Annotated in this window: 28 protein-coding genes and 1 tRNA gene; 16 read left to right on the top strand and 13 right to left on the bottom strand. The window is 56.5% G+C overall.

Features of this window, described 5'->3' with window-relative positions:
• Positions 1–40: 40 nt before the first annotated feature.
• The 5 genes from ACR0IY_RS00330 to nthA form a co-directional block, all read right to left on the bottom strand.
• Complete coding sequence (locus ACR0IY_RS00330; RefSeq protein ID WP_480669738.1) at positions 41–283, bottom strand: DUF2842 domain-containing protein; 243 nt, start codon at positions 281–283, stop codon at positions 41–43.
• Positions 283–1,578 carry an adenylosuccinate synthase gene (locus ACR0IY_RS00325; protein ID WP_480669737.1) on the bottom strand — a complete coding sequence of 432 codons (1,296 nt, stop codon included), beginning with the start codon at positions 1,576–1,578 and terminating at the stop codon, positions 283–285. Before ACR0IY_RS00325 ends, ACR0IY_RS00330 begins: the two co-directional genes overlap by 1 nt.
• Positions 1,579–1,776: 198 nt before the next feature.
• Positions 1,777–2,115, bottom strand: a complete 339-nt coding sequence (locus ACR0IY_RS00320; RefSeq protein WP_480669736.1) for a nitrile hydratase accessory protein — start codon at positions 2,113–2,115, stop codon at positions 1,777–1,779.
• Positions 2,112–2,789, bottom strand: coding sequence for a nitrile hydratase subunit beta (gene nthB / locus ACR0IY_RS00315; protein WP_480669735.1), 678 nt, complete (start codon positions 2,787–2,789; stop codon positions 2,112–2,114). Before nthB ends, ACR0IY_RS00320 begins: the two co-directional genes overlap by 4 nt.
• Positions 2,786–3,400: a nitrile hydratase subunit alpha gene (gene nthA, locus ACR0IY_RS00310; RefSeq protein WP_480669734.1), complete on the bottom strand. Its 615-nt coding sequence runs from the start codon at positions 3,398–3,400 to the stop codon at positions 2,786–2,788. The genes nthB and nthA overlap by 4 nt, the downstream gene beginning before the upstream one ends.
• Positions 3,401–3,551: 151 nt before the next feature.
• Here nthA and secG point away from each other — a divergent pair, with 151 nt between their 5' ends.
• The 11 genes from secG (at position 3,552) to ACR0IY_RS00255 (ending at position 12,072) form a co-directional block, all read left to right on the top strand.
• Entirely contained in the window at positions 3,552–3,917 is a 366-nt protein-coding gene (secG, locus tag ACR0IY_RS00305; RefSeq protein ID WP_480669732.1) for a preprotein translocase subunit SecG, read from the top strand.
• A gap of 159 nt (positions 3,918–4,076) precedes the next feature.
• A complete protein-coding gene (locus ACR0IY_RS00300; protein ID WP_480669731.1) occupies positions 4,077–5,720 on the top strand; it encodes a CTP synthase in 1,644 nt (547 codons plus the stop codon).
• 101 nt (positions 5,721–5,821) lie between these two features.
• On the top strand, positions 5,822–6,598 hold the full coding sequence (locus ACR0IY_RS00295) for an isocitrate lyase/PEP mutase family protein (RefSeq protein WP_480669729.1): 777 nt from the start codon (positions 5,822–5,824) through the stop codon (positions 6,596–6,598).
• A gap of 69 nt (positions 6,599–6,667) precedes the next feature.
• Complete coding sequence (locus ACR0IY_RS00290; RefSeq protein WP_480669728.1) at positions 6,668–6,961, top strand: DUF1330 domain-containing protein; 294 nt, start codon at positions 6,668–6,670, stop codon at positions 6,959–6,961.
• Positions 6,962–7,003: 42 nt separating this feature from the next.
• Positions 7,004–7,453 carry a tellurite resistance TerB family protein gene (locus tag ACR0IY_RS00285; RefSeq protein ID WP_480669726.1) on the top strand — a complete coding sequence of 150 codons (450 nt, stop codon included), beginning with the start codon at positions 7,004–7,006 and terminating at the stop codon, positions 7,451–7,453.
• 20 nt (positions 7,454–7,473) lie between these two features.
• Positions 7,474–7,911 (top strand): tellurite resistance TerB family protein, encoded by a 438-nt coding sequence (locus ACR0IY_RS00280; protein ID WP_480669725.1) that lies wholly within the window; start codon positions 7,474–7,476, stop codon positions 7,909–7,911.
• 5 nt (positions 7,912–7,916) lie between these two features.
• Positions 7,917–8,660, top strand: coding sequence for a phosphate/phosphite/phosphonate ABC transporter substrate-binding protein (locus ACR0IY_RS00275; protein WP_480671084.1), 744 nt, complete (start codon positions 7,917–7,919; stop codon positions 8,658–8,660).
• Between the two features lie 125 nt (positions 8,661–8,785).
• Positions 8,786–9,562: an ABC transporter ATP-binding protein gene (locus ACR0IY_RS00270; protein ID WP_480669724.1), complete on the top strand. Its 777-nt coding sequence runs from the start codon at positions 8,786–8,788 to the stop codon at positions 9,560–9,562.
• Between the two features lie 33 nt (positions 9,563–9,595).
• Positions 9,596–10,309, top strand: coding sequence for a transporter substrate-binding domain-containing protein (locus ACR0IY_RS00265; protein ID WP_480669722.1), 714 nt, complete (start codon positions 9,596–9,598; stop codon positions 10,307–10,309).
• A gap of 72 nt (positions 10,310–10,381) precedes the next feature.
• Positions 10,382–11,269, top strand: a complete 888-nt coding sequence (locus ACR0IY_RS00260; protein ID WP_480671082.1) for an ABC transporter permease — start codon at positions 10,382–10,384, stop codon at positions 11,267–11,269.
• Positions 11,266–12,072: an ABC transporter permease gene (locus tag ACR0IY_RS00255; RefSeq protein ID WP_480669721.1), complete on the top strand. Its 807-nt coding sequence runs from the start codon at positions 11,266–11,268 to the stop codon at positions 12,070–12,072. The genes ACR0IY_RS00260 and ACR0IY_RS00255 overlap by 4 nt, the downstream gene beginning before the upstream one ends.
• 104 nt (positions 12,073–12,176) lie before the next feature.
• Here ACR0IY_RS00255 and ACR0IY_RS00250 read toward each other — a convergent pair.
• Both ACR0IY_RS00250 and ACR0IY_RS00245 read right to left on the bottom strand, forming a co-directional pair.
• A tRNA-His gene (locus ACR0IY_RS00250) sits at positions 12,177–12,253 on the bottom strand.
• A gap of 47 nt (positions 12,254–12,300) precedes the next feature.
• Positions 12,301–12,783 (bottom strand): GNAT family N-acetyltransferase, encoded by a 483-nt coding sequence (locus ACR0IY_RS00245; protein WP_480669720.1) that lies wholly within the window; start codon positions 12,781–12,783, stop codon positions 12,301–12,303.
• A gap of 77 nt (positions 12,784–12,860) precedes the next feature.
• On the opposite strand from ACR0IY_RS00245, the gene ACR0IY_RS00240 reads away from it, so the two are divergent.
• On the top strand, positions 12,861–13,049 hold the full coding sequence (locus ACR0IY_RS00240) for a DUF6324 family protein (protein WP_480669719.1): 189 nt from the start codon (positions 12,861–12,863) through the stop codon (positions 13,047–13,049).
• Positions 13,050–13,052: 3 nt separating this feature from the next.
• Here the strand turns inward: ACR0IY_RS00240 and ACR0IY_RS00235 are convergent, their stop codons facing one another.
• On the bottom strand, positions 13,053–13,484 hold the full coding sequence (locus tag ACR0IY_RS00235; RefSeq protein WP_480669717.1) for an MmcB family DNA repair protein: 432 nt from the start codon (positions 13,482–13,484) through the stop codon (positions 13,053–13,055).
• 115 nt (positions 13,485–13,599) lie between these two features.
• Here ACR0IY_RS00235 and ACR0IY_RS00230 point away from each other — a divergent pair, with 115 nt between their 5' ends.
• Positions 13,600–13,920, top strand: coding sequence for an ArsR/SmtB family transcription factor (locus tag ACR0IY_RS00230; protein WP_480669716.1), 321 nt, complete (start codon positions 13,600–13,602; stop codon positions 13,918–13,920).
• Positions 13,917–14,342 carry an SRPBCC family protein gene (locus tag ACR0IY_RS00225; RefSeq protein WP_480669715.1) on the top strand — a complete coding sequence of 142 codons (426 nt, stop codon included), beginning with the start codon at positions 13,917–13,919 and terminating at the stop codon, positions 14,340–14,342. The genes ACR0IY_RS00230 and ACR0IY_RS00225 overlap by 4 nt, the downstream gene beginning before the upstream one ends.
• Positions 14,343–14,559: 217 nt before the next feature.
• Here ACR0IY_RS00225 and ACR0IY_RS00220 read toward each other — a convergent pair whose 3' ends face one another.
• Genes ACR0IY_RS00220 through ribB form a run of 4 tightly spaced genes read right to left on the bottom strand, consistent with a single transcriptional unit; the run spans position 14,560 to position 17,079 of the window.
• Positions 14,560–14,865, bottom strand: a complete 306-nt coding sequence (locus ACR0IY_RS00220; RefSeq protein ID WP_480669714.1) for a hypothetical protein — start codon at positions 14,863–14,865, stop codon at positions 14,560–14,562.
• Between the two features lie 59 nt (positions 14,866–14,924).
• The gene (gene nusB, locus ACR0IY_RS00215) at positions 14,925–15,407 is read right to left on the bottom strand and encodes a transcription antitermination factor NusB (protein ID WP_480669713.1); all 483 of its coding nucleotides are present in this window, start codon (positions 15,405–15,407) and stop codon (positions 14,925–14,927) included.
• Positions 15,404–15,955, bottom strand: coding sequence for a 6,7-dimethyl-8-ribityllumazine synthase (locus ACR0IY_RS00210; RefSeq protein WP_480669712.1), 552 nt, complete (start codon positions 15,953–15,955; stop codon positions 15,404–15,406). The genes nusB and ACR0IY_RS00210 overlap by 4 nt, the downstream gene beginning before the upstream one ends.
• A 2-nt stretch (positions 15,956–15,957) precedes the next feature.
• Positions 15,958–17,079: a 3,4-dihydroxy-2-butanone-4-phosphate synthase gene (gene ribB, locus ACR0IY_RS00205; RefSeq protein WP_480669710.1), complete on the bottom strand. Its 1,122-nt coding sequence runs from the start codon at positions 17,077–17,079 to the stop codon at positions 15,958–15,960.
• A gap of 266 nt (positions 17,080–17,345) precedes the next feature.
• Here ribB and ACR0IY_RS00200 point away from each other — a divergent pair, with 266 nt between their 5' ends.
• Positions 17,346–18,458: a phosphatase PAP2 family protein gene (locus ACR0IY_RS00200; protein WP_480669708.1), complete on the top strand. Its 1,113-nt coding sequence runs from the start codon at positions 17,346–17,348 to the stop codon at positions 18,456–18,458.
• Here ACR0IY_RS00200 and ACR0IY_RS00195 read toward each other — a convergent pair.
• The gene (locus ACR0IY_RS00195) at positions 18,413–19,015 is read right to left on the bottom strand and encodes a riboflavin synthase (RefSeq protein ID WP_480669707.1); all 603 of its coding nucleotides are present in this window, start codon (positions 19,013–19,015) and stop codon (positions 18,413–18,415) included. The genes ACR0IY_RS00200 and ACR0IY_RS00195 overlap by 46 nt on opposite strands.
• Positions 19,016–19,152: 137 nt before the next feature.
• Between ACR0IY_RS00195 and ACR0IY_RS00190 the strand changes: the two genes are divergently transcribed.
• On the top strand, positions 19,153–20,451 hold the full coding sequence (locus ACR0IY_RS00190; RefSeq protein ID WP_480669706.1) for a capsule biosynthesis protein: 1,299 nt from the start codon (positions 19,153–19,155) through the stop codon (positions 20,449–20,451).
• Positions 20,452–20,541: the final 90 nt, after the last annotated feature.

Here is a 20,541-nt window from a genome sequence, read left to right as displayed (position 1 = left end):
CTTTTTTGTCTGTAATCCGATTGAACCCACGATAGAGAATTCACTCCAATGGGTTGTCCGGGTCTTCTTTGCCCACGCCTTTGAAAACGAACTTGAACGGTAGGGCCCACACAATGCCCAAGCCGATATAAACCAGCAACTCCAGCCAGATCGGCGGACGGTCGAGCCAGTTCACGATAGTCACCACCGCCACGATATAGAGGGGCAACCCGATCAACAGCAGGACCAGCGACCAGCGGCGCCGGGCCTTATAACTGAGGCCGGGTTTATCGTTGCTGCTCATCAGTCTGCAAACGGGTCAGTCACCAGAATGGTGTCCTCCCGCTCCGGGCTTGTGGACAACAGAGCAACGGGGCATTCGATCAGCTCTTCAACACGACGCACATATTTGATCGCATTGGCGGGCAAATCCGCCCAGCTACGCGCACCTTCGGTGGATTCGCTCCACCCCGGCATCTCTTCGTAGATAGGCGTACAACGCGCCTGCTGATCAGCGGCAGTCGGCAGGTAATCCAGACGTTCACCATCCAGATCGTAACCCACGCAAATCTTTAATGTCTCGAAGCCGTCCAGAACGTCCAGTTTAGTCAGCGAGATGCCGTTTACGCCGCTGGTCGCACAGGTCTGGCGCACAAGACAGGCGTCAAACCACCCGCAGCGGCGTTTGCGTCCTGTCGTGGTTCCGAACTCATGCCCACGCTCGCCCAGACGCTGGCCGTCTGCGTCCTCCAGCTCGGTCGGGAACGGACCTTCGCCGACACGGGTTGTATAGGCTTTCACAATACCTAACACGAAATCAATCGACCCTGGGCCAATGCCCACGCCGGTCGCTGCCTGACCGGCAATCACATTAGAGGATGTCACAAAGGGATAGGTGCCAAAGTCGATATCCAGCAGCGCGCCTTGCGCCCCTTCGAACAGAATGCGTTTCCCGGCCTTGCGCTTTTCGTTCAACACTTTCCAAACCGGAGCTGCAAATGGCAGGATCTGCTGAGCGATCTCTTTCAACTGAGCGATCAGGGCGTCCCGATCGACAGGCTCGATTCCCAGTCCCTTTCTCAGCGGATCATGGTGTTGCAATGCACGGTCAACACGTGCCTCAAGCGTCGCCTCGTCGGCCAGATCGGCAACGCGCACGGAACGGCGGCCAACCTTGTCTTCATAAGCGGGGCCAATGCCGCGCCCGGTTGTTCCAATCTTGGTACCTTTGCTGGCAGCTTCTTCGCGCGCACGGTCCAACTCGCCGTGAATCGGCAGAATCAACGGCGTATTTTCGGCAATCATCAGCGTTTCTGGCGAGATATCGACGCCTTGTGCCCGGATCGTTTCGATTTCCTTGATCAGGTGCCAGGGATCCAGCACGACACCATTACCGATAACGCTTAGCTTTCCGCCACGAACAACACCGGACGGCAGCGCGTGCAGTTTATAGACCTTACTATCGATGACCAGAGTATGGCCGGCGTTATGCCCGCCCTGAAAACGCGCGATTACGTCTGCCCGCTCGCTGAGCCAATCGACGATCTTGCCTTTTCCTTCGTCGCCCCACTGGGCGCCGACAACAACCACATTGGCCATATCCGGTCCTTTTGCGCTGAATTATCAAACTCGGGTCATATAACGAGGACGCAACGGCAGGGAAACCGGTAATTCGCCGCAGATAATAATCTGCGCGACACCCGATGCCTTTGGCGGAGGTATTTTTTCAAAAAATGGTGCCCCCCTGTTCATCTGCTCCAAATACCCCGGGGGAACAGCAGGTAGGGGCAGCGCCCCCTAGTACGACGCAGGCAAATGCACCGGCATACCGTGAGGTGTCGTCAAATAAGCCGTTTCCCACGCATCTCTGAGATTCTCTATTTCTATCAGGTCGGCCGCTCCTTGTTCGGTCAGCAATCGCTCCAAGGTCTCCAGCCAAGCATTGAAATAATCATCGCCTCCGTCCAGGTCTCGGCCCAGACCTCGATGCCTGAGAGTTTCTGAAAACCGTGCGGCCCAGTCTGACCATTCGAATCGTCCTGCTTCGTTCAGGGCCACTGTCACGGCGAAAACCTGTGCATGCCAGGGCTCAGCAAATGCCGGTTCGGGTGCGGAATGACTGGTACAGTTGCTCATGCGGGCTCCAAATAGCTTTGCCAAAGGTCGAGAACCACTTCATCCTTCGGGTTTTCCGGAGCCGCCCATAATTCTGATGCTGGGAATACAACCGCATAGAGAGGCTCCGGAGCTTCCCCTAATCCATGCGCACTGGAGTCCGGTAGCACATGCGAACCATGCAACCGCAAAATCTTACCTTGAGCGCCGGTGGCGTAAACCGGAAGTCGAGTGTGCCCGCCTTCCACCAACCGATTTGCCGCCCGTTTAGCCGTTCGGACGTTTTGCCCAATTTCAAACTGAACAAACACATCTGAGGACCTGTCTGAAGGCCCGCCTTTGGCCAGCGCCGCAGCGACGGCATCAGCTTTCAGCATTCGAGATGACAGAGGGTGCGGATCGTTACTGCCGGCCCCGGACAAGTCATCCAAGGTCAACACGCCCTTTTCAACCAACAGGTCGGCAAGACCGGATATCCATTTCTCGTAATAAGAAAACCGAGCGTAGTCTTTTGGAGATAACCTTTCGCGCGCATGGCGCGTTACGTCTATGTTCCATTGCCCAAGAAACCCGGCTGCCAGCGTTACGGCAAGCGCGCGAGCATGCCAGTCCTCGACGAAAACCGGTGCGTCTTCAGCTTCGGGCTTGACCGGGCCATCCCCGAAACGTCCACCCATGTCATGCACGCGAGTCATGGGGACACCTTGGGCAGGCCTGTACCGATCATGCTGTCACGGGTGACAAGCGCAGCCAGATCCCCCTCATTCATTCCTTCCGAGCCTTCGGGTCGCATCGGCAGAACCAGATAACGAATCTCAGCCGTAGAGTCCCATACGCGAACAGACATCTCTGTCGGTAGACTGACCCCAAACTCGGCCAGCACTTTGCGCGGTTCACGCACCGCCCGAGCGCGGTATGCGTCGGATTTGTACCAGCCCGGCGGAATCCCCAGCAAGGGCCACGGGTAGCAACTGCACAAGGTACATACGACCATGTTGTGCTGATCCGGCGTGTTCTCAACAACCACGATATGTTCGCCCTGCCGCCCGTAATAGCCAAGATCGGCGACGACCTGTGTCGCATCCTCCAGCAAAGCGCGTTTGAATGCCGGATCGGACCAGGCCTTTGCCACGACATGCGCGCCATTTTGGGGGCCAATCCTGTTCTGATAGGTATCGATGATTTCGTCCAGCGCCCCGGAATCGATCAGCCCTTTGCGGGTCAGAATCGTTTCCAGCGCTTTGACACGAAGCGCCGGTTCAGGCGGTAGCAAGGCGTGCGGATGGTCGTGATCGTCATGAGGCATGGGCTGCAGCCTGCGTTACCTGTTGTTCACCTGTCCAGTCTCTTTGATGTGATACCGCACATCACAGCTTGTGATGCCAACTCATCCCTTGCCCCCGCTGGCAAACTTGCATAAGTACCTCGCGATACACGCCACGCTGTACAGGACCACCATGGAAAACGTTGTTCTCATCATCCATCTTCTCTTGGCTTTGGGCCTGATCGCCGTTGTGCTGATGCAACGGTCCGAAGGCGGTGGCCTGGGTATGGGTGGCGGCGGCGGTGGTGCCATGACCGGCCGTGCAGCAGCGACTGCTTTGGGCAAGGTCACATGGGTTCTGGCTGCATGTTTTATCGTCACATCGATCACGCTGACTATTCTGGCAGCCCAGAAATCATCGGGCAGCTCGGTCATCGACCGTTTGGGCGTTCCGGCCCCGGCACCGACCGAAGAAAGCACTCCGGCGGTTCCGTCGGCGAACGATCTTCTGCCTCCAGCGCAGGGCGACAACACGCCGCTGATCCCGCAGGCCGACTGATCCACAAAACCTAGAATTCTGAAAGAGAGCTGCAACAGCATCTTGCGGTTCTCTTGCGCTATTGGCGCGAATCCTTTATACGTGAAGTCCCGTGATGCAGCGGTTTTTCGGAACCGTCGGGCAGCTGATTTTGACGTCTCACGGGAGCAGCCGAAAAACATGGCGCGTTTTATTTTCATCACTGGTGGTGTGGTTTCGTCCTTGGGCAAAGGACTGGCTTCGGCGGCTTTAGGCGCGCTGTTGCAGGCCCGGGGATATTCGGTGCGTCTGCGCAAGCTGGACCCCTATCTGAACGTCGATCCCGGCACGATGTCGCCTTTTGAACATGGCGAAGTCTTCGTCACTGACGACGGCGCCGAAACCGATCTGGACCTTGGCCATTATGAGCGATTCACTGGTGTAGCTGCGCGTAAGACCGACTCGGTCAGTTCGGGGCGCATTTATTCGAACGTGCTCGAGAAGGAACGCCGCGGCGACTACCTTGGCAAAACCATTCAGGTGATCCCGCACGTCACCAATGAGATCAAGGATTTCATTGCCATTGGCGAGGATGAGGTTGATTTCATGCTGTGTGAGATCGGCGGTACCGTGGGCGACATCGAAGGCCTGCCCTTCTTCGAGGCTATTCGCCAATTCAGCCAGGACAAGCCGCGCGGTCAGTGTATTTTCATGCACCTGACGCTGCTGCCCTACATCAAGGCTTCGGGCGAGCTGAAAACCAAGCCGACCCAGCACTCGGTGAAAGAGCTGCGCTCGATTGGTCTGGCCCCCGACATTCTGGTCTGCCGGTCTGAAGGGCCAATTCCGGCTAAGGAACGCGAAAAGCTGGCGCTGTTCTGCAACGTGCGCCCCGATAGCGTGATAGCTGCACAGGACCTCAGCACCATCTACGACGCGCCGCTTGCATATCACAAAGAAGGTCTGGATCAGGCGGTTCTGGACGCGTTCCAGATCAGCCCTGCCCCCAAGCCCGATCTGTCCAAGTGGGAAGATGTCAGCGACCGCATCCACAACGCCGAAGGCGAAGTGAAGGTTGCCATTGTTGGTAAATATACCCAGCTGGAAGATGCCTATAAGTCGATTGCCGAGGCGCTGACCCATGGTGGCATGGCCAACCGGGTCAAGGTAAAAGTCGAATGGGTCGACGCCGAAGTGTTCGATACTGAAGACGCCGCACCGCATCTGGAAGGGTTCCACGCAATCCTCGTTCCGGGCGGCTTTGGCGAGCGCGGTACAGAAGGCAAAATCAAAGCCGCGCAATACGCTCGTGAACACAAGGTTCCCTATCTGGGTATTTGCCTTGGCATGCAAATGGCGGTGATCGAAGCCGCACGAAACGCAGCTGGCATCGCCGAAGCAGGTTCGGAAGAATTCGATCACGAAGCCGGCAAAAGGCGTTTTGAGCCGGTGGTTTATCACCTCAAGGAGTGGGTGCAGGGCAACCATAAGGTCGAACGCAAAGTGGGCGACGACAAGGGCGGCACCATGCGTCTGGGCGCATACAATGCGGTACTGGCCGAAGGTTCGAAAGTCGCCGAGGTCTACGGTGGCACCCAGATCGAAGAACGTCACCGCCACCGATATGAGGTCGACATCAAGTACCGAGAAAAGCTGGAGAAAGCTGGCCTGAACTTCTCGGGCATGTCGCCAGATGGCCGTCTGCCCGAAATCGTCGAATGGTCAGATCATCCGTGGTTCATTGGTGTGCAATACCACCCGGAACTGAAGTCAAAACCGTTTGACCCACACCCCCTGTTCCGTGAATTCGTGCGCGCCGCGAAGGACAGCTCGCGCCTGGTCTGATCTCCAACCGATCGTGGTATTGTACCAGTCGGCGCGAAACATCTTTACGCGCCGACGATTTGCACGGTTAACTGCCGCCATACCAGCGACAGGAGATCGGCATGACCAATCAGATTACCCAAGCGGAAGCATTCGCAGCCCTGCATAAGAAGGGCGATCCGGTCATCCTTTACAATATCTGGGACGCTGGTAGCGCCGGTGCCGTGCGCGATGCAGGTGCCAAGGCAATAGTGACCGGCAGTGCTCCGGTTGCGATGGCACAGGGATACGCTGACGGCCAGAATATCCCGATGGAAGCTGCGCTGGACAATGTCCGCCGGATTGTGGGGGCTGTCGATCTTCCCGTTTCGTTGGATTTCGAAGGTGCCTATGCTGAGGATGTTCTTGGCGTCGCAGCCAACGTCCGACAGGCACTTGAAACCGGCGTTATTGGGTTCAACTTCGAAGACCAGATCATTGGCACCAACGATCTCTATGACATTGAAACACAGGAAGCGCGGGTCAGAGCGATGCGTGAGGGGTGTGATGCAGCAGGTGTGCCGGCTTTTATCAACGCCCGCACTGATATCTTCCTGAAAGCCAAGCCCGAAGACCACAACGATGCAATGGTTGATGAGGCGATAGCACGGGCCAAGGCCTATTCCGACGCCGGTGCAAGCGGGTTCTTTGCACCAGGGCTCAAAGACGATGGGCTAATTGCCCGACTGTGCGAATCGACAAATTTACCGGTCAACATCATCGCACTGCCCGGCACACCTGACACGACAACTCTGGCCGGGTTGGGTGTGGCACGGATCAGCTATGGCCCGGTGCCCTACAGGCAGATGATTGCCTGGCTTCAGGACATGGCGCGCGCAGCTTTGCAGTACAAAGGCTGACCGGCTTTAGGGGATTGCAATTCCGGGGTTTCCTTTGCACGTTGCGGGGAAGTTGTAGGAGAGCTCACTGTGGCTAAAGGATACTGGGTTGCCCATGTCGATGTGGACGATATGGAAGAATACAGCAAATACATCGCCGCAAACGCCGCCCCTTTCGCGCAATATGGTGCAAAGTTTCTGGTGCGTGGTGGTGAACGCACCGAAAAAGAAGGACAGGCTAGCGCCCGGACCATCGTCATAGAGTTTCCTAGCTATGAACAGGCCCTGGCCTGTTATGAAAGCGACTTGTATCAGAAGGCCAAGGCTCTGCGCGACCCGGTATCGTCGGCTGATCTTGTGATCATCCGCGGCTATGACGGGTAGTCAGCGCTTGGCGCGCCACAAAATAGGGAATAACCTCACGGCATGTTGAAGAAGTTGTTTCAGGCCTTTCGTCCGCCGCAGCACGACAGGATGCCAGACCCGGATGCCGAACTGGCCTTGGGTGCGCTTATGGTGCGCGTGGCGCAGGCCGATCGAGACTACAAGCTTGAAGAAATCAGGCTGATTGACCGTATTCTGGCGCGGCTCTACCAGCACAATGCGATTGAGGCCGCCAAGGTCCGCGCTACCTGTGAAAAGCTGCATGCAGCCGCACCGGACACCGACACATTTGGCAAACTGATCCGCGAAACCACCGACCTGCAGGAACGGCTAGCCGCGCTGGATGCCTTGTGGGAGGTCGTGCTGGCCGATGGCAACTCTGACGAAGGCGAGATGAAAATCGTAGAGGAAGCGCGCATAGCAATGGGCCTGAGCTTCAACGACAGCCAGACCGCGCATGAGCGCGTGCAAAGGCGCTTGGAAGAACGTTAGTCCGCCTCTATATCTGTCTCATGTTCCACGATTTCCTGTCCCGGCTTACACAGCCCGCCCCCGACCCGCTTGCCGATGATGATGCCCGCCTGGCCCTAACAGCCCTGCTGGTACGAATTGCCCGGTCCGACAACGACTACGCTGACAGTGAAATGGCGCGAATTGACCGTATTGCGGCAGAACGCTACGGCCTGTCTCCGTTTGAGGCCGCCGCCCTGCGTGCCCGCGCCGAAGATCTTGAGGCCCAAGCCCCGGATACAGTGCGCTTTACCCGCGCGATCAAGGACGCGGTGGCTTATGAAGACCGCCTCGCCGTGGTTCAGGCGATGTGGTCCGTTGCTCTGGCCGACGGGCACCGCACTGGCGAAGAGGATTCTTTGCTGCGCCTGGTCGTCAGCCTGCTAGGGGTCAGCGATGTGGATTCGGCGCGAGCCCGTCAGAAGGCAGCCAAATCGTGATCGCAATGCTGGGCATGTACGACATGCCCGCGCTGCAACCGGCGAATGACCGCTTTTGGACGCTGATTCGCGACCATCTCGGCTATGGCCCAGATCATCTGACACGCGATGCGGATATGTGGGATGTCTGGCTGGACCCTGCCCTGACGATCGCCCAAACCTGCGGTATGCCCTACCGCACCCGACTGCACGGCAAGGTACAACTGGTGGGAACACCCGATTACGGGTTGGCGGGGTGTCCCCCGGGTTATTACCGATCCATTTTTGTCGCCCGCAAGGAAGAAACGCGGGATCTGGGCCAACTTGCAGCCGGTACTTTCGCCTTTAATGAGGGTTTATCGCAGTCCGGTTGGGCCGCACCAATGGTCCACCTAGCCGAACGCGGTCAACTCCCGGCAGCAACTCTTGCAACCGGCGGTCACGCAGAATCGGCCGACGCTGTTGCGACTGGGCGCGCCGACTATGCCGCGTTGGATGCCCTGACTTGGGAATTATTGAAAAAACATAATGGGTTGGGGAGCGAATTGCGCGAAATCGGCGCGACCGTCCCAACGCCCGCCCTCCCGTTTATTACTGCCAACGGGCAAGACGCAAAGGGCATCGCCCGCGCCATTCGGCTCTCCATCAATGATCTGTCGCGAAATGACCGATTACTTCTGCACCTGCGGGGCCTGGTCGACATCCCATCGAGCGATTACCTGTCAGTTCCCAATCCGCCCAGGATTGCAGCCTCAAAGACTGAAGGTTGATCATTTTGACCAGTACGTATGGTCAATTTGGTGATTTCCAGGCCCATTGATGTCAATTGCGCATTGCATTGCATCGATTTTTGCGCCCTATTACCGCACCAACACCGCTAACACATGGACAATTCGTGACAGATTCCACTCCCGTTATCGAGATCAAGAACCTCCACAAAAGTTTCGGCCATCTGGAAGTGCTGAAAGGCGTGGATATCACGGCGAAACGCGGAGATGTTGTGTCGCTGATCGGATCATCCGGATCGGGCAAGTCCACCTTACTACGCTGCTGCAATCTGCTGGAAGACAGCCAACAGGGCGAGATTCTGTTCAAGGGCGAGCCCGTACGCTGGTCCGGTGATATGCACCACCGTCGCCCCGCAGATCCCAAACAGGTGCTGCGCATCCGAACCAACCTGTCGATGGTGTTCCAGCAGTTCAACTTGTGGGCCCACATGACCATCCTGCAGAACGTGATGGAAGCACCGGTTACGGTACTGGGGCACGACAAGGACGAGGTCGAGGACAGGGCCCGGAAGTATCTGGAAAAAGTCGGCATCGGCGACAAGTGCGACGTGTACCCCGCTCAGTTGTCCGGTGGTCAGCAACAGCGCGCGGCAATTGCGCGTGGCCTGTGTATGGAACCCGAGGCCTTGCTGTTTGATGAACCTACATCCGCGCTAGACCCCGAGTTGGAACAGGAAGTCATTAAGGTAATCAAGGATCTGGCCGCCGAAGGCCGCACCATGATTATTGTGACTCATGACATGAAGATGGCTGCCGATATCTCGAGCCACGTTGTGTTCCTGCATCAGGGCCTGATCGAAGAAGAGGGCCTGCCGGAAGATATCTTTACGTCCCCCGAGTCCGAACGGCTTCGGGGCTTTCTCTCCGCCACCAAGGCGGCATAAAATCAGGACAGAACCAAAAAAGGGGAGTAACCAATGAAAAACTTGATTCTGACCACTGCAGCACTGGCGCTGAGCGCCGGTATGGCCATGGCGGACACCATCCGTCTGGGCACGGAAGGCGCGTATGCTCCGTGGAATTTCGTCAACGACGCAGGCGAGATCGACGGGTTCGAGCGTGAACTGGGCGACGAACTGTGCAAACGCGCCAATCTGGAATGCGAATGGGTCAAAAACGACTGGGATTCAATCATTCCGAACCTGGTGTCAGGTAACTACGATGCAATCATCGCGGGTATGTCGATTACCGACGAGCGTGATGAGGTCATCGACTTCACTCAAAACTACACGCCACCAGATCCGTCGGCCTATCTGGCGATGTCGGATGGCGTTGACCTGGCCGGCGGCGTAATCGCAGCCCAGACCGGGACCATTCAAGCGGGCTACGTCGCAGATTCCGGTGCGACACTGGTTGAGTTCGCGAACCCCGAAGAAACCCTTGCCGCCGTGCGTAACGGCGAAGCAGATGCGGTTCTGGCGGATAAATCGTTCCTCGCACCTTTCACCGAAGACGGATCGGGCCTGATCTTCGTCGGCGAGGAAGTTCCGCTGGGCGGTGGCGTCGGCATGGGAATTCGTGAATCCGACGGCGACCTGAAAGAAAAGTTCAACGCAGCCATCCAGTCCATGAAGGATGATGGCAGCCTGAACGAACTTATCACCAAGTGGGAAGTGTCCTCGACCTTCTAATCTTGAAATCTGCGGCGCGCCTACCTCTGGGGCGTGCCGCTTCTGCGCCTTTGCCAGTCAAAGAGGCCCGCCATTTTCTCGTTCTGCACTGATCCCGAAACACTCGGCACATTCCGTTGGTTTTCCTGCTATCTGACCAATGGTGTGCACTGGGTTTTCTACCTGTCCTTCTTCAAGGTCTTGCTGTTGCTGGCCATTACTGCGCCCGTAGCTTTGGGCTTCGGCTTTCTGGGTGCCATGGCGGCCCGATCGCACTTCCTGCCGCTCAGTTGGCTGGGCAAGGGCTATATTGCCATCGTGCGCGGCGTACCGGATATCGCGTTCTTCATGTTCTTTGTGATCGCATTGGATCAGGCGTTTGAGTGGACACGACACAAGATACTTTGCCCTGAGTGGACTGATCCGATCCGGCAGGGAAATGACTTCATTGTTTGCCAGGCGGCCAAACTGCCTTTGGGCAGCGCCCCGGAGTGGGTGCACGAAACTTACGGTTTCTTTTTGGCTGTCGTTACATTCTCAATTGTTTTTGGCGCATTTGCTGCAAATGTCCTGTTTGGAGGTATGCGCGCAGTCCCGCATGCTCAACTGGAAACAGCCGAAGCCTACGGCATGACCCGCCGCCAAACATTCTGGCGCATCCTCGTGCCTCAGATGTGGGTCTACGCCCTGCCCGGCCTGTCAAACCTTTGGATGGTTCTGATCAAAGCCACGCCGCTGCTGTTCCTGCTGGGCATCGAAGACATCGTCTATTGGGCGCGCGAGCTAGGGGGCTTTAAGAACCCGAAATTCACGCAGTACCCGCACGGTGACTGGCGCATGTGGTACTTCCTTGCCTTGCTCGTGTTCTACTTGGGTATGACCCGCGTATCGGAAATTGGCCTTGAACGGCTGATGCGCCGCCTGTCACACGGTCAGGCAACTTCGGGTGGAGAGCTGCTGCGCAAGGAGACCACCGCATGAGCTGCATCCAGACCATCCAGGACTACGGCCTGCGCTCGATCGGTATTGGCGAACGTCTGCTGCCCCGGAATAACTTTACCCTGTGCGAGCAGTTCACCCTGATCGGCTCGGGTATGATTTGGAACATCTATTTCGGGATTATGGCTCTGGCGATCGGTTTTTTTCTGGCAACGGCCCTCGCCCTTGGAAAGGCATCCACAAATAAATGGCTGCGCAAACCGTCAGAGTGGTTCATTTTTCTGTTTCGCGGCTCACCCCTGTTTATCCAGTTTTTCTTTGCCTACTTCCTCTTCCTGTCGCTGAAACAGAGCTTTCCATTCCTGGACGCACTTACCTCTGCTTGGCTTGGCGCGCTGATCGTGCTGTTTTTCAATACCGCCGCCTATTCGGGAGAGATATTCTACGGTGCCCTGAGGTCCATTCCCAAGGGCGATATAGAGGCTGCGGATGCCTACGGCATGACCGGGTGGTCACGATTTCGGCGCGTCATCTGGCCGACTATGCTGCGGTTGGCGTGGCCTGCATACACAAACGAAGCAATCTTTTTGTTTCACGCCACCACTTTGGTGTTCTTCTCAGCGTTTCCCGTCTGGCAGCAGCGAGGGGACGCGCTGTATTACGCAGGCTATTTCGCGGACAAGACATTCAACCCCTTCATCCCCTACCCGATACTGGCCTTCTACTTCATTCTGCTAACCCTTGTGGTTATCTGGGGCTTCGGCTTGGTCAACAAACGGTTGAACCGCCATTTGCCGGCGGCCAAGCGGAGTAAAATGAAGCTCAGATTGAACCTGGCGCGCTAATTAAAAGCGCGTCAGCTACCAGCTTTAGCGGCTTTTCGGGCCATCAGCACCTACAGGGATTAGCACGCGCGAAATCTTGATAAGCTATTTGAAACTGGGAGATATGGTACCGCCTCCCTGGCTTGAACAGGGGACCTCTGGATCCACAATCCAGCGCTCTAACCAACTGAGCTAAGGCGGCACTTGTGAAGGGCGATGTACCGAACGCGCCGGAGGATTGCAAGAGGATTAAAGCTGAAATTTCCAGCTTTGTTCGACAAGATCGACACCAAAAGAATGCACGGGTTTGCTGTCCAACAAACGCCATCCATTGCGCTTATACAGCGCGCAGGCCGCCTTGTGGCTTTCGTGCGTCCACAACCTTATTTCCGTGTACCCGGCACTGCGTGCAAAGCCTACGCAGGTATCCAGCATACGTTGCCCCACCCCCCGCCCTCTGGCTTCCGGGATCAAAAGAAAAAGTCTGAGTTTTGCTGTTTTCTGATCCAACGCCACGCAAAAAATGCTGCCCAGCCGTTCTCCGCCACATTCCGCGATCCAACCCCGCTCGCGGACTGGGTCGTGCGCCGCGACAAACTCTTCCAGTAGGTGCTGCACAAGTTCGCCAAACGTAGCATCGAACCCCTCATCCCGCGTATAAAGCTGGCTGTGCTGGTCGACCAACCAAGGTAAGTCCGTCGCGAGAAAGCGCCTGATTTGAATGTCTGTCATTCCTCATCTGACCGCAAAGGCAGCTTGATTCTCAACCCTTTGCGCGCTAGCACAAACGTTCAGTCCCGGAGGCAAACATGGGCATCAACACCGAACGTGACATTCAGGCGAACCTTCAGATCGGCCCCACCGATCACGGCATGGTGCGGCTGTTCATCGAAGCAGACGGCATCGAAATTCCGATGGACTTCGAACCGGAAGAAGCCGAAGAAATCGCCGACGAAATACGTGCAGCCGCACAGGCCGCCCGCGCCGTAAAGCCCTGACGTTCAGATTTTGGGATCGCGCAGCGCCTGCAACCTGCGCGCCGCGTCCGTTGCGAATTTCTGGATCATTTTCTTGCGTCGCGCTGGGGCAACCTTGTCTTCTGGCGCCATCCGAATAATCTCAGCGTCGTATGCATCGGCTATGATCAGTCCGGTTTCTTCAGGCAACAATTCGGTCGGAAACTCGGTATCGACGGCCCAGAAAAAGCGATCACACCAATCCATATAGCCCTGCCACTTGGCATCGGACTGATAGTCGGCCCGGCTGGACTTGCATTCAATCACCCATAGCTCACCTTTGGGCCCCAGCCCCATAACATCCACGCGAAGCCCACGCGTTGGGACAAATTCTTCAACTGAAACAAATCCATGTGCCGACAGGTGGCGTGCGACACCGCGTGCAAGCTTTTGTCCTGGCTGCATATCCAAAGTCATCTTCAATATGTGAACAATTGGTGAACAATAATCAAGTGCGGCATCCCCCTTGACACAATACCATTTAGTATCATATTAATATAATATCCAATGGTATCACTTGATGAGGTGACGGATGCAAACACTGACGCAAAACGCATTCCGGGCACTGGCAGACCCGACTCGTCGCGACATAATCCGGCTGCTCGCTGCTCAGGACATGACAATCGCGCAACTGACGGATCGGTTCGACATGACACGTGCGGCGGTTAAAAAACACCTGACGGTGTTGTCGGATGGTGGCCTCATCACGGTAGAGGCCCGCGGGAGAGAGCGCATTAACCGGCTGGAACCCAAGGGGATGGCTCCGGTCCTTGACTGGCTAAGTTATTTTGACCGGTTCTGGGATGAGCGCCTGAACAATCTGAAGGAAGCTATTGAAAGGAAAGACACATGACGGATTCTGTTCTGCAAAAAACGATCTTTCTACGGGCCACCCCAAAGACCGTCTGGGCCTATCTGACCGAACCCGACCGGCTGGCGGAATGGTTCCATAAACCCGAGCGCCCTCTGGCCGCGGGGCAGAAACTTGAAATGTTTGGAACCACCAGCGGCGATCTGTTGATCTGGGGTGAAGTGCGCGTTGCCCGCCCGCCAGAGTATTTGGAATATACATTCACAGTAAAACCGATGGGTGACGCCGTCAGTGTGGTCAAATGGACGTTGGAGCCAGTGGCCGGCGGTACACGCCTTGAACTGGAACACGAAGGGTTGCCTCAAGGTGCAGATGCCTTTGGGCTGATCCTCGCACTGGACAATGGTTGGGACGAGCATTTCGGCAAGATGCGCACCGCATTGCACGAAACTGTTGACGCCTGACCCCTTGTGCAAGCCCGTCATACACCCTACTTAGGCGCGTGGCGGGTTCTGCCCTTCTTGTGATTGGTAGCATTCTGGTGGCCTTAAGCAATTCCGAGGGGGCTGGCTCTGTTCAGGTCCTGGCCTGATTACCCGGCGCCCACCTGTACATACAGGTCCTCGGGAATCACACCGCACGGTTGACTGGCGGTCCCGCCACATTTTTACGAAAGAGAGTTCACTTGCCCGAAGGAGCGTCCTGACGGATTACGGCGGGCTCGAAACGGCTTACAACAGGTGAGCCACGACGTGGACCGCCCGGTTTTTCAGCCATGCTCATGATCGCATAGGCGAACTGTACCCCGGCAAAGACAATCCCGTTCATGAACCAGATCATCGCCAGCGCGACCAGGCCAATATCAGACCCGGTTATCAAGCCGCGCAGGTTGGCGACGTTCAATGCCAAAAGCACCCCGACAAAAATAGCCGAAATGACAAAACCCCATATCACCTGAGTGATGTACAAACGGATCAGTTTGGGCATGACAGACCTCATTGCGCTGATGCTTTCAAACTAGCGCATCTGGGATCCGGGTAAAGGCGTCAGAACGCCTCGGGCTTGGCCTCGCGCGCCATATGATCCAGCACGGCGTTGACGAATTTGGGCTCTTTACCTTCCGGGAAAAAGGCGCGGGCCACATCAACAAATTCGGTGATGACCACTTTAGGCGGCGTGTCGCCTTGAGTCAGCTCTGCCCCGGCGGCACGGAATGTAGCGCGCAGGGTCGGGTCAATGCGTGCGATCGGCCATTTGGCGACCAACGCGCGGTCGGTCATCTGGTCGATCGGCGCCTGATAATTCACGGCATCCTCGACCAGCTTGCGGAAGACGCGGATATCGCCATCCAGCATCTCCTCGCCCTCGTAGACGGCACCGAACCGGTGATCCAGAAACTCGTTCACAACCTGTTCGGTCGTCTGGCCCGATTGCTCCATCTGGAACAGCGCCTGCACTGCGTACAGCCGTGCGGCGGATTTCATCAGGCGTTTCTGGTTGGCCGGTTTCGGCGCATCTGTCTGGGTCATGCTGTCGTGGATCCGTTGCTGTCGCCCGCCACTAGGATGGACTCGGACGGCGGTTTGAACCCGACGCCCTTTTTAGAAGCGCCCCACTTACGGCTGAGTGCGATCAGATGCAAGGCCGCAGCGGCCGCTCCGCCGCCTTTATTCATCTTTTCGGGATTGGCGCGCACTTCGGCCTGATCGTCATTCTCAACAGTCAGGATACCATTTCCGATACACAGGCCCTGCAAACCCATCAGCTGAATGGCTCGGCTGGAGTCATTGCAGACGGTTTCATAATGGGTGGTCTCACCGCGAATGACGCAGCCCAGCGCGACGTAGCCGTCGAAATTGCACTGACGGTCGGCCATTGCGATGGCGGTGGGAATTTCCAGCGCGCCAGGCACCTCGACAACCTCATAGGTGCCGCCAGCGGCCTCAATCTCGGCTTTGGCACCTGCGACCATGTTGTCGGCAATGGCACGATAGAACGGAGCCACCACAAGAAGCAATTTTACCGGCTTGTCGAAGGTCGGTGTCGGCAGAACGCCGTGTTTGTCTTGTTCAGCCACGATCAGTCATCCTTGAGAATAGAGCGGGTTCCGACGATGGACAGGCCAAAGGCGTCGAGCCCCAGATAAACGGTTTCAGGCGAGTCCGTCAGCAACTCCAGTTCCTGAATGCCCATCTTGGACAGGATCTGTGCGCCCAGACCGGTTTGCTTGATGGTACGCGGGCCTTCGTCCTCGGCGGCATAAAGCGAATTGTGGGGCTGGCGGAACAGGCAAACCACCCCGCGCCCCTCTTCGGCGATCTTCTCCATTGCACGCGGCAGTTCCTGCGCCGGTTTCGGGCCGAGGCCCAGAATATCCGGTGCTTCGTGCAGGGCATGGGTTCGGGTCAGAACCGGTTCGGGCGTGGTGATATCCCCCTTGATCATTACGACATGCTCGATGCCATGAGTCTGATCGGTGAAGATCCGCATTTCCCATTCGCCGCCATATTCCGAGTTGACGGTTTCCCGCGAGGTTTCGACCACCAGATTGTCATTGCGCGACCGATAGGTGATCAGATCACTGATCGTGCCGATCTTCATGTCATGCTCTTTGGCAAAGGCCACCAAATCGGGCAGCCGCGCCATGGTGCCATCTGCCTTCATGATCTCGCAGATCACGCCAGACGGGTTCAGCCCGGCCAGGCGAGAAATGTCAACGGCAGCTTCGGTATGGCCCGCGCGTACCAGCACCCCGCCCCGCTTGGCACGCAGAGGGAAGATGTGGCCCGGTGTTGCGATATGCGCCATCGTGTTCTGCTCGTTGATCGCAGTGGCCACGGTCAGCGCGCGATCAGCTGCCGAGATACCGGTCGATACCCCCTCACGCGCTTCGATAGACACGGTGAACGCTGTCTCGTGCCGCGAGGAGTTGTTCACGGCCATCATCGGCAGGGCCAAAGCATCCACTCTCTCGGCCGTCATCGGCAGACAGATCAGCCCGCGCCCGTGGGTCGCCATGAAATTGATTGCATCCGCATCGGCGAATTCGGCTGCAATGACCAGATCGCCTTCATTCTCGCGATCCTCGTGATCGACCAGAATATACATCCGGCCTTTGCGCGCCTCTTCGATGATGTCTTCGATGGGGCTGATCGCGTCGCGCAGCTGGGCTTCGACGGGTCCGGGGGTTTCAAAGCTCATGAGGCAGCCTTTCGCAGAGCAAGTTTGAACGGGTGGATAGACCAACCCGATGGCAAATGCCAGACCGCATACATCGACGACACACTGTCAGACGCGTCGATCATCAACTTCAATGACCGGACAAATTTGACGTCAGATCGAAACCAATAACCCCAAACCGTGACTATTGAACGCCAGACGGCCACAAAAATGCCCAGATGCCGCCCATCGCACGCCGAAATGTGTCAGGATTTTCGCTGGGAAATTAACCGGTCAGATTTCAGCAAATGGCACAACTCGTTCACTGGACAATTTATTCCAGCCTCGCTGCCACCAGGCAAGCGCTTGGGGCGTCGCTTTGGCGTAACCGCCTGTTTCTTTCGATTGTACTGCTGCACATGCTGGTCGGCGCAGTGATCAGTTCACTCAACGGTATTCCGTATTGGACGTTGCTTTGGGCAAGCCTCGGCACGATTCTGTTGATGATCCTCAAGTTCACCGTTGTCTTCGCCGCGTTTTTCTTAGTGTGGAGACTTCTTTATGCAATGTTCCGCGTAAAACCTGAAAAGCCAATTAACTGGATTCTTTCAGACACCCAAAAATTTGCGTCCCAAAACTTGAGGCTTCTTGACGGCACGTTGTGCTTTGTTGGCATTGCTGTTCTGGCAAGCACGTTCACATGCCTCAAGAACCTGATCTCGGTTTTTGTGCCCTTTTCCTGGGATCCGATGTTCGCCGAACTGGATAGGATGCTGCATGGCGGCTTCGATGTTTGGACGCTGCTTTGGCCCGTTTTCGGATACCCACTTGTTACGACTATAATAAATGTCGCTTACCATGTCTGGTTCGTACTGATCTATGTAATGGCGTTTATAGCAGCTTATGATCGGCGCGATCCCGAACGAGGGATGATCTATTTGGTGGCCTTCGCCCTGACGTTCATCTTAGGTGGCAATGTTCTGGCGACGATGTTTTCTTCAGTTGGCCCCGTCTATTTCGAAGCATTCGGATTTGGCGACACATTTGCCCAGCAACTGCGCAATCTTGAAATGCTAAACGAGATCAGCCCTGTTTGGGCCCTCGAAGTGCATGAGAAGCTCTTTAACAACTTCAGTACCGAGGGCGTGGTCCGTGGCATTTCCGCGATGCCCAGCATGCACGTCGCAAGCAGCGTTATCATGGCACTTTTCGCGTTTCGCTACGCGCGCTGGCTGGGTTGGGTGTTCACTGTGTTCGCGATAATCATCCAGATCGGTTCGGTGCATCTGGCATGGCACTACGCGGTCGACGGCTATCTCGGAACGCTCGTCGCTTTGGTCTGCTGGTATCTCGCCCGCGTCCTGACCAGAGCTTTCTACTTGGGCTCGGCACCGTTCCAGTCTGCAAGCCTGGCTACATAGCGAGCCAGAGTGTCGATCTCGAGGTTGACACGGTCACCTATGGATACGTCGCCCCAGGTTGTCACCTCTTTGGTGTGTGGGATGAAGTTGATCCCGAAATCACACCCATCCACATCGTTGACAGTCAGTGATGTGCCGTTCAACGCAACTGATCCTTTCGGCGCGACAAAACGTGCGAGGTCCTTGGGCGCGCGCAAGGTAACGCGGGTGCTGTCGCCTTCGTCCTGAATCGCGACCACATCAGCCACGCCATCCACGTGCCCTGAAACAATATGCCCCCCAAGCTCATCGCCAACTTTTAGCGCACGCTCCAGGTTGACGCGCTTGCCAACTTTCCAGGTGTCCAGATTGGTTTTGGACACTGTTTCTGCGCTGATCTGAACATCATACCAGTCGTTACCCAAGGCAATTACGGTCAGGCACACGCCGTCACTGGCAATCGAAGCACCGATATCAATGCCCGCCGTGTCATAAGCCGTTTTAATCCGAGCCCGCAGATCGCCCTGCTGGTCCAGTTCGGTTACGGTGCCGATATCTGTCACGATCCCTGTAAACATTCTGCTAACCCTTAGTTCCTAATCTGGCCCAGTGTTCCCAGCCGAGGTAAGCCCAAGCGCCCGGACGGGCAAGCCCCACCTTGCCGTGAATGGTCAAAACGGGCATAAATTTATCAACAAAGGGCAGAGCAGTATCGATGACATCACCCGCAACAGGCCTGAGGCGCCGCGTTTTCCTGTTCCTGCAGGGACCGCACGGCCCGTTCTTCAGCGGGTTGGGTCGGATGTTGCAATCCTCGGGGGCCGAGGTCTGGCGCGTTGGCTTCAATGCAGGTGATCAGGTATTCTGGTTCGATAAGACTTCGTTCATTCCATTCCTCGATGCACTGGAACTCTGGCCTGACAAACTTACCCAATTGATCAGCGACAAGAGGGTTACGGACATTGTGCTGTATGGCGATATACGCCCCGTTCATGCCAGCGCCGTAAAGATCGCGCAGGCTATGGGCGTAACTGTCCACGTATTCGAAGAGGGGTATCTGCGCCCCTGGTGGGTCACGTATGAGCGGTTCGGTTCGAACGGAAACTCTCGGCTGATGTCGCTTGAAGTCAAACAGATGCAACACGGGTTGGAAAATGCGGCATCCCAGACACCACCGCCCCCGTCGCATTGGGGAGACATGCGGCAGCACATATTTTACGGCGCACTCTACCACTGGTTTGTGATGTTTCGTAACCAGCGATACCGACATTTTCGACGGCACCGTGAACTGCCGATCTCGCAGGAATCTAAGCTATATTTCAGGCGACTGGCCCTAATGCCGGTTCATCGAGTCCAGCGCCGTTTGGCGACCGCACGTGTTCGGCGGGCGGGACATCCTTATCATCTCGTTCTGCTGCAATTGGGTCACGATAGTTCAGTCCAATCGCATTCGGATTATTCATGTATGGCCGATTTCGCAGCGGACGTGATCAAGGAGTTCGCCAAAGGCGCCCCAGCGCACCACCGGCTGGTGGTCAAAGAGCATCCGCTTGAAAACCAGCGCGAACAATTGCACCGCCGCGTACGGCAGATGGCGCAGGCGCACGGTATAGCGGACCGCGTGCATTACGTTCCCGGAGGGAAGCTCGCCAAGCTGCTGGATGATGCAAGTTCCGCTGTCACAATCAACTCGACAGCCGGGCAACAAGTTCTTTGGCGTGGCATCCCGCTGCGCATCTTCGGTAAATCAGTTTACGACAAGCCCGAGTTTGTTTCACGCCAGTCGCTGGCTGCGTTTTTTGCAGCACCGATGCCACCCGATCTGAACGCTTATCAAACCTACCGCCAGTTTCTTCTGAAAACGAGCCAAGTACCCGGTGGTTTCTATTCCCGCCGTGGCCGCCGACAATTACTGAGAGGCGTCGTGGATCGAATGTTGAACCTTCAAGACCCCTACCAAACCGTGCTGGGTGGCGACGCGGCGCTGACGCCACAGTTAAGACTTGTTGAGTGAATTAGGCCGGTTGATGCTGGAAGTTGACGGGCGAACCGGGTAGCCTGCGCCAAACAAAAGAAGACACAAAACGACTGAGGACAATCGGCA

The organism is Ruegeria sp. BC1, assembly GCF_056539305.1.
The sequence above is the reverse complement of the archived record's forward strand: the minus strand, read 5'-3'. Positions and strand labels throughout refer to the sequence as shown.